General features: G+C 70.0%; 9 protein-coding genes and 1 pseudogene. 7 read left to right on the forward strand and 3 right to left on the reverse strand.

The features are described 5' to 3' along the window. Positions 1-280 precede the first annotated feature (280 nt). Positions 281-484, reverse strand: a pseudogene (locus WMF39_RS12950) (hypothetical protein); the annotation flags it as partial. A gap of 552 nt (positions 485-1,036) precedes the next feature. Between WMF39_RS12950 and WMF39_RS12955 the strand changes: the two are divergent. The 3 genes from WMF39_RS12955 to WMF39_RS12965 all read left to right on the forward strand — a co-directional run bounded on the left by WMF39_RS12955 (position 1,037) and on the right by WMF39_RS12965 (position 8,725). Continuing rightward, positions 1,037-6,298 carry an AAA family ATPase gene (locus WMF39_RS12955; protein WP_437745830.1) on the forward strand — a complete coding sequence of 1,754 codons (5,262 nt, stop codon included), beginning with the start codon at positions 1,037-1,039 and terminating at the stop codon, positions 6,296-6,298. 95 nt (positions 6,299-6,393) lie between these two features. Then, positions 6,394-6,816 (forward strand): hypothetical protein, encoded by a 423-nt coding sequence (locus WMF39_RS12960; protein ID WP_437745831.1) that lies wholly within the window; start codon positions 6,394-6,396, stop codon positions 6,814-6,816. Positions 6,817-7,225: 409 nt separating this feature from the next. Then, positions 7,226-8,725 (forward strand): arylsulfatase, encoded by a 1,500-nt coding sequence (locus WMF39_RS12965; RefSeq protein WP_437745832.1) that lies wholly within the window; start codon positions 7,226-7,228, stop codon positions 8,723-8,725. Positions 8,726-8,764: 39 nt separating this feature from the next. Here WMF39_RS12965 and WMF39_RS12970 read toward each other — a convergent pair whose 3' ends face one another. Then, positions 8,765-9,088: a hypothetical protein gene (locus tag WMF39_RS12970; protein WP_437745833.1), complete on the reverse strand. Its 324-nt coding sequence runs from the start codon at positions 9,086-9,088 to the stop codon at positions 8,765-8,767. Between the two features lie 145 nt (positions 9,089-9,233). On the opposite strand from WMF39_RS12970, the gene WMF39_RS12975 reads away from it, so the two are divergent. Next, a complete protein-coding gene (locus WMF39_RS12975) occupies positions 9,234-9,605 on the forward strand; it encodes a hypothetical protein (RefSeq protein ID WP_437745834.1) in 372 nt (123 codons plus the stop codon). After that, positions 9,602-10,378: an IS21 family transposase gene (gene istA / locus WMF39_RS12980; protein ID WP_437745835.1), complete on the forward strand. Its 777-nt coding sequence runs from the start codon at positions 9,602-9,604 to the stop codon at positions 10,376-10,378. The genes WMF39_RS12975 and istA overlap by 4 nt, the downstream gene beginning before the upstream one ends. A gap of 427 nt (positions 10,379-10,805) precedes the next feature. On the opposite strand, the gene WMF39_RS12985 is transcribed toward istA, so the two are convergent. Beyond that, positions 10,806-12,203: an NAD(P)/FAD-dependent oxidoreductase gene (locus tag WMF39_RS12985; RefSeq protein ID WP_437745836.1), complete on the reverse strand. Its 1,398-nt coding sequence runs from the start codon at positions 12,201-12,203 to the stop codon at positions 10,806-10,808. Positions 12,204-12,457: 254 nt separating this feature from the next. Between WMF39_RS12985 and WMF39_RS12990 the strand changes: the two genes are divergently transcribed. Continuing rightward, positions 12,458-12,775, forward strand: a complete 318-nt coding sequence (locus tag WMF39_RS12990) for a hypothetical protein (RefSeq protein ID WP_437745837.1) — start codon at positions 12,458-12,460, stop codon at positions 12,773-12,775. Between the two features lie 40 nt (positions 12,776-12,815). Continuing rightward, complete coding sequence (locus tag WMF39_RS12995) at positions 12,816-13,079, forward strand: hypothetical protein (RefSeq protein ID WP_437745838.1); 264 nt, start codon at positions 12,816-12,818, stop codon at positions 13,077-13,079. The last annotated feature ends 109 nt before the right edge of the window (positions 13,080-13,188 follow it).

Below are 13,188 nucleotides of genomic sequence, written 5' to 3' on the forward strand. Positions count from 1 at the left end.
GCCGGTCGAGGCTGGAGGCTGCACGCCTGGAGGCGCTGAAGCGAATGGGACCGCCGATGGAGGGGGGAGGAAAACTTGAAAGCAGCATGCGAGCCGCGTGGGAGGCGGCGGAGCGCGGGACGCGCGCGGTGCCAAGCCCACGTCCGGGCGATCGGCATGCTCGTCTGCGGCGAAGCGCTGCCCGGCGGGAAGCGCGCCGGTCGAGCACATGAAGCGGCGTCGCGTTGGACTTTCGCCGCGTACCTCTCCCGTGCGTGCCTATCGCGCCCGCTCGCCGATCCTATTCAGAGAAACGGAGCGTCTCGACCTGGATCCCGTCCTGCCCCGTTACCATCTCGCCCGACCAATCCCAGCGAGTGCCGCCCTTGCCCGGCGGTCCCAGCTCGTACATGCCTTCCTGCGTGAGCTGATCCTCGTCGAGGTACGCGATTCCGATCGAGTCACCGCCACGCCCGGGGCCGCCAAAGCCGCCGTCGCCCCCTTGGCGCGGTCGCGTCAGGCTCGCCGTAGACCCATGCACACCTCTCTGGGTGCGCTGGAGCAAGGCCGCGGTCGTGCGTCTCCTGGCATGCGACCGTCAGCGCGCCATCATCGGCGGCAGCCTGCCTCACGGCGCCGCGACGGGCCGCGCTCGGGCGCGACGGTAGCGCACGGGCCCGCTCGCGCAGCTCCTCCAGCGCGGCCGACAACGCACCGTCTTCGGCGGCGGCCTGCCTCACGGCGAGGCGACGGGCCGCGCTCGGGCGCGACAGTGGCGCACGGGCCCGCTCGCGCAGTTCCTCGCGCGTGGCCGTCGGCGCGCCGTCATCGGCGACCTGCCCCGCGGCGCCGCGACGGGCCACGCTCGGGCGGAAGGTTGCGCACGGGCCCGCTCGCGCAGCTCCTCGCGAGGCGGTGGCGCACGGCGCGCTCGCGCATCTCCTCGCGCGCGGCCGGTGCCCCGGCGCCGAGATGTCGCTATGCTATCCCCCTCGCACCGAGCGCAAACCGCGCATCCCGCCGCTCGCGCGCGAAGCGGGCGGCCAACACGAGGCCCATGGACGTCGCGGCTCAGATCGTCAAAGCCTTGAAGTCCGCCGGCTATGGGCAGATCGAGGCGATCGCCCTCACGAGGTCGGGTGCGGTGTTCCGGGCCGTCGCGCCGCCGGACGGGCGCTCCGTGATTCTCAAGATCCACACCGACGAGAGCGAGGGTCCCGACCGAGAGGCCGCGGTGCTCCGCCGCCTGAGGCGCACCTTTCAGCTCCTCACCCTCGGCGGCACACGGTGCCTGGAGACGCCGGACATCGGCGGCGTCTCCGTCGCCAGTGTCTGCGCCCGGCGGCGACTCGCGATCGACGAGGCGCTCGCGATCGGCGCCAGGGTCGCGGGCGAGCTGTCCAAGGTGCACCGCTCCCACGTCATCCACAAGGATGTCAATCCTTCGAACGTCGTGTGGAACGAGCGCACGGGCGCTGTTCAGCTGATCGATTTCGGTGTCGCGAGCGAGCTGGCGCTGGAGCAAGCCGAGCTCGCGCCGCCGTCCCAGATCGAGGGGACGCTCGCATACATGGCGCCCGAGCAGACGGGCCGCATGAACAGGCCGCTCGACGCCCGCGCCGACCTCTATGCGCTGGGCGTGACGCTGTACGAGATGCTCACGGGCCGCCGGCCTTTTGAGACGAGCGACCCGCTTGATCTGGTGTATTGCCACCTCGCGCGCGCGGCCGCCCCGCCGCGCGAGGTCGACCCCCGTATTCCCGAGGTCGTGTCCGACATCGTGCTCCGCCTGATGGCCAAGGAGCCGCAGGATCGCTACCAGACGGCCTGGGGCGTCGAGGCGGACCTCTGCTGGTGCGTCGAATCATGGCGCCGTGCGCGCCGGATCGAGCCCTTCCCGCTCGGCCGGCGCGACGTCCCCGATCGGCTGGCGATCCCCCGCCGGCTGTACGGTCGCGACGAGGAGATCGAGGCCGTCACGCTCGCCCTGGAGCGCTCCGCCGAGGGGTGCGCGGAGCTCGTGCTCGTCGGCGGACCGCCAGGGATCGGCAAATCGGCGCTGGCCCATGAGCTGCTGCGCTCCCTGACGGGCAAGCACGGGATGTTCGCCACGGGCAAATGCGACAGGCTCCAGCGCGCGACGCCGTACGACGTCCTCGCCAGGGCCCTGCAGGACGTCGTGCGGCACCTTCTTGGTGCCGAGCCCGACGCCGTCGCGTCATGGCGGCAGGCGCTCCTCTCCGCGCTGGGCGAGAACGGCGCCCTGGTCGCCGCGCTCGTGCCGGAGCTCTCGCTGCTGATCGGGCCGCAACCGCCTGTGCGGGAGCTCGATCCCGTGGCGGCGCGCAACCGCTCGACGCTGGTGCTCCGCGGGTTCGTGCGCGCGCTGTGCCGGGACAGCCAGCCGCTGGTCCTGTTCCTCGACGACCTCCAGTGGGCGGACGCCGCGACGCTCGACCTGCTCTGCGAGCTCGCCGCCGATCCGGACCTGCGCTTCTGTTGCATGATCCTCGCATACCGCGACAACGACCTCTCCGAGGGGCACCCCCTGCGCGCAGCGATGGAGCGCATGCACAACGGTGCCGCGCGGGGCACCTCGCTCGCGCTCTCGCCGCTCCCCGAGCGCGCCGTCGTGGAGCTCATCGCCGACGCGCTGCGGGTCCCGGCCCCGCGCGCGGCGAGCCTCGCGCGGATCGTGGAGCGGAAGACGGGGGGCAACCCGTTCGTCATCGGCCAGCTCTTGCAGCGGCTGCACCTCGACGGCGTCATCACGTTCGACCCGGCCTCCGGCTCCTTCACGTGGGACGAAGCCCGCGCCGAGGCCGCGCCGATGGCGGAGAACGCTGCCGCTCTGCTCCGCGCGCGGCTCGGCGAGCTCTCGCCGGCCGCGAGGGAGGCGCTGCGTGTGGGCGCGTGCCTCGGCGATACGTTCGACGTCCACACGCTCGCGGCCCTCCGCCGCGCCGCCGCGGAGGAGACGCTCTCGGATTTGCGGGAGCCGGTGGAGGCCGGGATGCTGATCCCGCTCCGCCTCCGGGCGCCCGCCGGCCACCCCTCGGCCGCGACGTTCGCGTTCGCGCACGATCGGATCCGGGAGGCGGCCTATGCGCTCATCGAGGAGCGGGATCGGCCCGCTGTGCACCTCGATCTCGGACGGCGGCTCCTCGCGATGACGCCGGCCGAGCGCCTGGACGAGCGCCTGTTCGTGATCCTGGACCAGCTCAAGGCCGGGCAGGCGCTGCTCGCGGAGGAGGCGGAGCGGATCGAGGTGGCCCGGCTGTTCCTGCGCGGCGGCCAGCGGGCGCTCGGCGCGGCGTCGTTCGAGGCGGCCGCGAGCCTGCTCGGCGCCGGCGCCCGGGTGCTGGGCGAGCAGGGCTTCGCGCGGGCGCGCGAGCTCGCCGTCCCGCTGTACCGGGCAGCGGGGCTCGCGGCCTGCCTTGTCGGCGATTTCGACGGCGTCGAGCGGCTCGCCTCCGCGCTCTCCGCCCACGCGGCGTCGGTCCTCGACGAGGTCCATGCCGACAGGCTCCGCATCCGGAGCGCGCAAGCCCAGGACCGGAGCGCGGAGGCCCTGCGCCTGGGCTTCCGCGCGCTCGGGCGGCTCGGGCTCGCGTTCCCCGAGAAGCCCACGGCCGAGGACGTGCAACGCGCCATCACGGCCATCCGCGAGCGGCTTGCGGGCAGGGAGGTGGAGGAGCTCGCGGCGCTCCCCCCGACGCGCGATCCCAGGATCCTGCTCGCCATGGAGATCGCCTGCCAGATCGCGGCCCTGGTGTTCCAGTACGCGCCGGAGCGCCACCCGTTCCTCGCCACGCAGCTCGTGCGGCTCTCCATCGATCGCGGCACCGCTCCATCCACCCCGCTGTGGTATGCGTATTTCGCCGCGCTCCTCGGCCTTCACGGCGACATCGAGGGCGCGGCGCGCTTTGGCCGGCTCGTCATGCAACTGGTGACGCGGCTCGGGTCCCGCGAGCTCCTGGCCAGGATCACGAGCCTCGTGGAGGGCCTGGTCCACCCGCGCACGGCGCACTACCGCGACACGCTCGAGCCGCTGCGCCTGGGGTACCAGGAGGGCATCGCGCACGGAGATTTCGAGTGGGCGGCGTACTGCGGCTTTGGGTATTGCGTGTACGCCTACCTGGCCGGCGCGCCGCTCCGCGAGCTCTCGCACGAGCTTAGAGGGATGGTCCGCGCCTGCTACACGCTCCACCAGGAGCCGACCGCGCGCCAAGCTGCGGCCCTCGAGCAGGCCACGAGGAACCTGCTCGGGAAGGACGGACAGCCGACGGTGCTCCAGGGCGAGGCCTTTGACGAGCGGACGATGCGCCCCGTCATGGAGGCGGACCGCCAGTTCCTGGGCTTGTTCATGGTCGCCTGGGTGCGGATCCTGCAACTCTGTCTCTTCGGCGACTTCCGGGGCGTGCTCGAGGAGCTCGAGAGAGCCGAGCCGTGGCTTCTGGCCGGGCGCGCGATGCCTATCCACTATATGCGGATGCAGATCGCGGTGGCGCTCTCGTGCCTCATGCTGGCCGCAGACGAGGTCGGGGACGGTCGCGCTGCGCTGATCCCGCGCGCGGAGGCCATCCTTGACGAGGTGCGTGCGGCGACGCGATCCGGCGCGGCGAACGTCGGGCACCACGTCGCGTTGCTCGAGGCCGCCCGGTCCGGGCTCCTGGGCGACGATCCCTGGGTCACGGCCAGGCGCTACGACGAGGCGGTCACCGGGGCGGAGGCGAAGGGCTACGTGCACGACGCCGCGTTCGCGTGCGAGCTCGCCGGCCGCTTCTGGCTGGCGGCCGGCAAGGCCTTCCTGGCGCGCGCCTACCTGGAGCGAGCGCGGCGGCTCTACGCCCGGTGGGGCGCCGTGGCCAAGGTCGCGCAGCTCGAGCAGCGGTACGCGAGCCTCCTGCCGATGCACGCCCCCATGGGCGCGCTGATCACGACCTCGCAGGCGCCGGCCGTCCTGCTCGACGCGGCGTCGCTGTTCAAGGCGTTGCACGTCATCACGAGCAGCCTGACGCTCCACGAGCTCCCGACGCGCCTCCTCTCCACCGTCATGGAGAACGCCGGCGCGCAGCGGGGGGCGCTCTTCGTCGTGCGGGAGGGCGCGCTCGTCCTCGAGGCGGCCGGCGACCCGTCCCGCGGCGCCGTCCGCACGGGAGGCATACCCGTCGAGCGCGCCGGCGATCGCGCGTGCCTATCCGCCGTGCGCACGGTGGCGCGGACCCAGGCGCCGATGGTCCTCGAGGACGCGCGCACGTCTCCGGCGACGCGCGACGATCCCTACGTGGAGTCGCGACAGACCCGCTCCATGCTGTGCGCGCCGGTCCTCTCGGGGGGCGCGCTGCGCGGCGTGCTGTATCTCGAGAACGACCTCGCGACGGGCGCGTTCACGGCCGAGCGCGTGGAGGTGGTCGGGATCCTGTCGGCCCAGGCCGCCGTCGCGCTGGAGAACGCGTTCCTCTACGACGACCTCGCGCGCCTGCTGGAGGAGCGGACGCGCCTGCTCGCGCAAGCCGAGGAGGGGGTGCGGGCGCGCGACACGTTCCTCACGCTCGCCGCGCACGAGCTGAGGACGCCGCTCACGCCGCTCCTGATGGAAGTCCAAGTCCTGCTCCGAGACGCGCGCGCCGGCGGGATGCGGGACGGGGGGCCGGAGCGCGCGGTCAGGAAGCTGGAGCGCGCGGTGGACCAGATCGGGCGTCTCGAGCGGCTTGCGAACGATCTCCTCGACGTCGCGCGCCTCTCCGCGGGCCAGCCGGAGATGCAGATGGAGCCGGTGGATCTGGCGGAGGTGGTCCGCGACGCTGCCGCGAGCCACGCGGTGGCGCTCGAGCACGCGGGCTCGACGCTGTCCCTCGACGCGAAGCCGGGGGTCGTGGGCGTCTGGGACCGCGCGTGCCTCCGGCAGGCGGTGGACAAGCTGCTGTCGAACGCCGTCAAGTTCGGGGAGGGAAAGCCCATCGATGTCCGGGTCGAGGGCGACGGCGACCGGGCGCGGCTCGTCGTGCGCGACCGCGGCGCCGGCATCCCCCGCGCGGTGCAGGCGCGGCTCTTCAGGCGGTTCGAGCGCGGCGTGTCAGAGCGCCATTTCGGAGGCCTAGGCCTCGGGCTGTGGCTCGCGCGGCGCTTCGTCGACGCGCTGGGCGGGGGCATCCGGATCGAGAGCGAGCCCGGCACGGGCGCCACGTTCATCGTGGAGTTGCCGCGCGAGCCCACGCGGGACGGCAGCCGGCCGAGCCCGAACGCGCGGACGAGCCGACAGGCCCCGTCGGACGCGCCTCACAGCCGCGCCCGAGGGGAAGGGGAAACGGGGTGATGTCTCCCGCCGCCCGTCTCCACGGGAGGATCGGGCGCTGGCGGTTCCACAGGGGAAGGCGGCGGCAGCTCCGCAGGGGAAGGCGGTGGCGGCGGGTGCCACCTCCGGACGACCCCGCGGTGTTCGAGATCGGCACCGGCGAGACCTGCTTCGAGAGCATCGACGATGGCGCCACGCTCCCGGTGATGGCCGGGCCCCAGGGGGGATATCACCTCTGGTTCGCCGTCGGCTGCAGCGATTGCGGGGCGAGGGTCCGCGTGCGGTACAGCCTCAAGGACCCTGCGACCGGGGACCTGTTTCCGCCGGGCGTGCCGCAGGAGGGGATGATCGAGCTCCTCCCCGGGGAGTTCCCGCACGCGTTCGGGCTCATTGCGTTCCTCCCCGGAAGGCAGTGGGAGCCGGCCGCCGTGCTCAAGGAGGGGACCCACGTGATCCTCGCGGCGGAGGCGCGCAACGACGACGGCTCGACGAAGCATGCAGCGCCGGTGGAGGTCGTCCTCGGCGCCACCGTGGCGTGAGGGCTGCCATGCAGCGACGATCCGGCGATCTGCGACGTCCCCGGCGGGGCGCCGTGCTGCACCGATTGAGCGATGCGGCCGCCGAGGGGAAGGTAAGACGAAACGATTCGAAGAGTCCGAGCGAGTCGCCATGCGCTCTTCGAGCCCATCGACGGCCGGTCGGACGTAATCGTCACGATGGCTTTCGACGGCAGCGGCAGCGCGACGTGGAGATCAGGTTTTCTACGAGCTGTCCTTCCAGGAGATCATCGCGCTCTCGGCTGCAGTGAGGACGGCGCGAAGGCCACCGTCCACCACGGGATCAACGAACTGCCGAGAGCGGAGCCCATGTTCGGTGCGCCCGATGCGGGTTCTCCCGACTTGTCGGACACCGTTCGTGTGCCATGCCATCGCCATGTCGACACCTGGTATGGCGACTCCGAAGACGACAAAGAAGCGCAACGGCAAGCCCAACGTCCTCATCCTCTGCGGAGACGACATCGGCGTCTGGAACGTCAGCTTCCATAGCCGCGGGATGATGGGGTATCGCACCCCGAACATCGATCGGATCGCTGAGGAGGGGCTCGCCTTCACCGATTACTACGGTCAGCAGAGCTGCACCGCTGGCCGAGCCGCGTTCATCACCGGCCAGAACCCGATCCGCACCGGGCTGACCAAGGTGGGGATGCCCGGCGCCGAGATCGGCCTCCGGCCCGAGGACCCCACGATCGCCGAGCTCTTGAAGCCGCTCGGCTACGTGACCGGGCAGTTCGGCAAGAACCACCTCGGCGACCGGGACGAGCACCTGCCCACGAATCACGGCTTCGACGAGTTCTACGGCAACCTCTACCACCTGAACGCCGAAGAGGAGCCGGAGCTCCCCGACTACCCCAAGGATCCAGCGTTCCGCAAGCGGTTCGGGCCGCGAGGGGTGCTCCACTGCTTCGCCGACGGCCGCATCGAGGATACCGGCCCGCTGACGCGCGAGCGGATGGAGACCATCGACGACGAGATCACGGACCGGTGCCTCGAGTTCCTCGAGCGCGCCCACCGCGACGGAAAGCCGTTCTTCGTCTGGTACAACACGACCCACATGCACTTCCGCACGCACCCGAAGCAGAGAGTCCGTGGGAAGAGCGGCCAGGGTTTCTACAACGACGTGATGGTCGAGCATGACGAGTACATCGGCAAGATCCTCTCCAAGCTCGACGAGCTCGGGATCGCCGAAGACACCATCGTCCTGTACTCGACCGACAATGGGCCCCACTTCAACACCTGGCCGGACGCCAGCATCACCTGCTTCCGCAGCGAGAAGAACACGAACTGGGAGGGCGCGTTCCGTGTGCCGGCGTTCGTGAGGTGGCCCGGGAAGATCCCGGCCGGGAAGGTGCTCAACGGGATCGTCTCCCACCAGGACTGGCTGCCGACGCTGCTCGCCGCCGCGGGCGTCCCCGATATCAAGGAGAAGCTCCTCCACGGCCACCAGGCCGGGGACAAGAAGTTCCAGGTGCACATCGACGGCTACGACATGCTCCCTTACTTCACCGGGAAGGTGGCGGAGAGCCCGCGAAAGGAGTTCTTCTACGTCGGCGACGACGGCGATCTCTTGGCGATCCGTTATGACGACTGGAAGCTCGTCTTCATGGAGCAGCGCGCCACGCGCTTGCAGATCTGGTTCGAGCCGTTCGTCCAGCTGCGGACTCCGAAGATCTTCAACCTCCGTCGCGACCCGTTCGAGCGGGCTGACGAGGGCTCGAACACGTACTGGGACTGGGTCCTCGACCATGTGTTCCTCGTCGTGCCCTGCCAGGCGTATGTCGCGAAGCTCCTCGACTCGTTCGAGCGGTTTCCTCCCCGCCAGAAGCCGGCGGCGTTCAACCTCAACCGCGTGATGGAGAAGCTCACCCAGAACCGCATCCATGCTGACTGATGACGGAGCGACCTGACCCCTTCCCGCCGTCGCCGGGCGTCAGCCGGGCGGGAGCACGGCGAGCAGCGCTCTGGTAGCAACCCTCTTGTCGAGGACAAGCACGTTCCGGATCATCCTTGCGCTCCCCGTGAGCTTCTCGCCCAGCGCCTCGCCCGGGATCTCGAGCCGGCAGGCCAGGAGGCGCCGGGGGTAGCGGGAGAGGAGCGCGTCGCAGTCGCGATAGAAGCGGGTACTGCCGTCGCTCGCGAGGAAGAGGAGGCGAGACGCGCGGGCGTTCTGCGGGCTTCCCAGGGCCCTCCTTGCCGCGGCGTCCAGCTGCGGCACCAGCGCTTCCCCGAGGGACGCCTCGATCACCGCGATCACCAGCGTGCCTACCGCGCTCGACGGGGCCGGCGCGTGATGGATACGGGGTCCGATAACTTGCCCGCGTCCGCCAGCGTGTGCCCGCGGGCCGGCGCGCCGACGTCTAGGGACGACGTGGCCGTCGCCGGCCCGCAGGAGTCGATGGATGGACGAGCTGGTGATGACGATCTCCGCGACGCCGCGGGAGGCGCGGGTGCTGCTGACGCAGGGACCCAACGAGGTGATGAAGGCCCGGCTGCGATCGGTGGCCACGCCGGCGCATCGGTTCGCCGGGCCGATGCTGTGCGAGTCGATGGCGCTCTGGGACGACCAGAGGGTCCGCGCTGTCGTTTCTGCGGAGTCCGAGGAGATCTTGTTCGCGCTGGGTTTGTGCGACGGCCTCGGCGTCGCGCGCGCGACGCTGCACTATGTCGTCGAGCCTCTCTTCATGGACGCCCCGCCCAGCCGCGGGCAACGGCTGCCGGGACTCGGTAACTTCCGCGGCGAGCATCGCCTTCGCAGGAGCCTCGGTCGATGACGATCGACCAGGCCAAGGAGGCGGAGATCCGCCGCCTGCACTTCGCCGAGCACTGGAAGGTCGGCACCATCGCGACGCAGCTCGGCCTGCACCACGACACCGTCGAGCGCGTGCTCGGCCTCGGCAAGGGGGCGCGCTCGCGGCCCGTCATTCGCGACGCGGACGCCGCCGTGAGCGAGGTGCCTTTGCCGCTGGGCGGCTACGAGGCCTTCGTCATCGAGACGCTGACACAGTATCCCCGTCTCCGCGCCACGCGCCTGTACGACATGCTGGTGGAGCGCGGCTACGAGGGCAGTATTCGCACGGTGCGACGGCATGTCCGGCTCGTGCGCCCGGCGCCGAAGAGCGAGGCCTTTCTCCGCGTCGAGCCGCTCATCGCCGAGCAGGCCCAGATCGACTGGGCCTACCTCGGCAAGCTGTGCGTCGCGGGCGGCACGCGCCTGCTCTGGGCCTTCGTCATGGTCTTGTCGTACTCGCGCGCGATCTGGGGCGAGCTCGTGCTCGACCTTTCCGTGAGGTCGCTCCGCCGCTCGCTCGTGCGCGCGTGCTGCTACTTTGGCGGCGCGACGAGACAGTGGCTCTTCGACAACCCCAAGACCGTCGTCCTCGAGCGCCACGGCGACGCGGTGCGCTTCCACCCGGACCTGCTCGCGCTCGCCGGTCAGCTCCGCGTCGCGCCGCGGCTCTGCGCCGTGCGCAAACCGCAGCAAAAGGGCAAGGTCGAGCGAGCGATTCGCTTGACAAACCTATCCAGTCGGCCGGCTGCAGGCTGATCCGCTTCGCGATCCCGGTCGCCAGTAGGCCGGCCCCTCAGACGGCAGGGCGGTCAATAGGACCAAGGTCTCATGGACGGCGCCGAGCCGAAGGCCTACCGCCGTGCGCAGGCGTATGCAGGCGACGGAGCAGCTTTGTCCATGCTGGAATTGCGAGGCAGTGAGCGTTGTGTATTGCGCGTTGCATCGTGAACGGCTAACGCAACCGTGGACGATGGGGGCGGCGGCTGCGAGCGCGCGTGTGGGTAAGGTGGCGCTTGACCGGATTGATCGCCACGAGGTGCCGCTCGACCTCGGTGCCGCTCCGGGGCGGACGCGACGTGTGGGGCACCTCTGGCCAGGGGCTCGTCACGCGACCTCCGGCCAGCAACGCGTCACGGGGCGCGCAGGCCCGCCCGCCGTTGACGCCTGCTCCGCGCGCCGTTCATCACGATGCCCCGATGTCGGGTGGTCGTGCCGATGGCATGTCTCGCCCCCCGCCCCGAGCGATCACCGCCAGCGTCTTCAGCGACAGCAGCGACATCGGCGTGTCGAGCATGTGGGCCACCCGCGTGAACCGCTGGTTCGTCTCGACGTCGGAGAACACCGCGTTCAACACCCGCGCCGAGCTCTTGATCATCAACCGCTCCGCCAGCGTGTGCTCGGTGCCCGAGAACACCGACATCCACAGCCGATCTTCCATCACCGCCATCTGCCACGGCACCTTCAGCACCCCTTCCAGGCTCTTCTGGAAGTGACGGCCGAAGCCGTCCAGATTCCCGCGCTGCCCGAAGTACGACGACAGATCGCTGTCGAGGCGCTCGGCCCCGAGCGTCGCCACCGTCATCCCCTGGCCATACCGTGGGTTCAGGTTGCATACGGCGTCGCCGATGATGAGGAATCCCTCCGGAAACCTCGGCAGCCACCCGTAGCGCCGCCAGCGGTTCGCCGTGGCCTGGAACGCCTTGACCTCCGACACGGGCTTCGACGCACGGAGCAGCCGGTGGACCTCGGGCACGCAGAGTCTCGACGTGTGGGCGATGAACTCGTCGGCGCTTCGCGGCGGGCTCGGCTTGCCGTAGCAGGCCATCGAGCAGAGGATGCGGTCGGGGGCGAGCCGCACCAAGCCCACCCCGCACGGCTCGTGAGGGAGCACGGTCAGTGTTCCCATGACGATCCAGTCCTCGCCGATGCCGCTCGGGGGCTCAAAGATGCAAGTGCTGTACACCACCCCCGCGTCCACCACCTGCTCCTCGACCGGCGGGAAGCCCGCGTCCTTGAGCCAGCGGCCCGCGGGCGACGCGCGGCCCATCGCATCGATTACGAGGTCGGCGGAGAGCTCGTCCGTCAGTCCGCCGCGGGAGACGCGCACCCCGCGCAGCCGCTCGCTGCCGAGCAAGCCTGCCACCTTGCACTCCTCGATCACGGTGATGTTGTCGCGCCGGGAGACATCGCGCACGAGCAGCTGCTCGAGCGCCGCGCGGGTGCAGGGGCGGAACAGGATGCCCGACCGGACCTGGGGCAGCCACCGCCCCCCGGCGGCGCCGCGAATGTGGTACGTCACGTCGCCTTCGCGCAGCCCGATCTCGTCGAACCACCCGGGCAGCTCGGGTATGAGCCTCGACAGCGTGTGCAGGCCCCGCGCCAGGAGAGCATGGATGTGCGCGCCCTGCGGCGCGTGGGGTCGCGCCATGGAGTGCTCGTCGTAGCGGTCGCGTTCGATCACGGTGACCTGCTCGAAATGACGGGCAAGCACGCCGGCCGCGGCGAGGCCGGCGATGCCGCCGCCGAGCACGACGGCGCGGCGACCCTTGATAGGACTCGATGATGGATTGTGAGGTTTCATAGATCGAGTCTGGGAAGCATCGGCCAAGCTCTCGCCGACTGTCCAGCAAAACCGACACGGGCTCTATGATGCTGGCACGTACGCGCGCTCGATAGGCCCTTTTGTGCCCTACGATCGCTCCCTGTGTCTGTCCTAAATTTGTGTTGACACTTACCTGTCGTTTACGTGATAATCTGGTACTGCGTTTGATTCACGGAAACGTGCAATGACCATCTTGTTCATGTAGCAGTAAGCCCTACCCGGACGGGAATACAATGCTGGAGTTCAAGCTACCCAAAGCGGTCAAGAGGATCATCATCTCGCAGCCGGCGACCCTGGAGGGGCCGGCGGCTGGCGTGTACGAGCTGAAGCGCAAGCGCAAGCGGAAGAAGATATCCAAGGGCGGCCGATTCTGGGAAAAATTGATGCGGTACGGCGCCCGCGCCAACAAGAAGACCATCGACACATACATCGATCGCCACAACCGCTCCAACCGCAAGAAACGGGATGGGTGGATGCGCGATCTGTCGAACAACCTCTCCCGAGCCACCCAGAAGGGGAGAAAGCGCTTCAAGATCAGCAAGCTGTTCTGAGGCCCCGGGACGTTTTCACGAGTGACGGAGGATTCCGACGATGAATATTCAGGGTGTTACCAACGACGCGGGCGCGGCTGAAGCCCTGCAGCGACCGACGATCATCGATCTGGGCAAGAAGAGCCGCAAGCGGGTCAAGAAGCTGCGCAAGGGCAGGCCCGGCGGCCTCATGAGCAAAGTGCAGGAGGTGATCGAGCAGCTCAGGCAAGCGGGCTCGGTTCCCGCGGCAGCGCATACGGTCGTCGTGATCGTGCGCGAGCGCAGCCGGCGGGGCAGGGCCACCAAGATGTGGGGGTTCGGCTGACCAAGCCCTCCGGGGCTCTCCCACCATCAACATGGTTCGTGGATCGGAGCGCGGACGGCGACGTGCGCGCCCGAGCAGCGAAGCTCCATTCACCCGGACAACCCTCGGG

This window comes from Sorangium sp. So ce1504, assembly GCF_051521635.1.
In the GTDB taxonomy this organism is placed as follows: Bacteria; Myxococcota_A; Polyangia; order Polyangiales; family Polyangiaceae; genus Sorangium; species Sorangium cellulosum_B.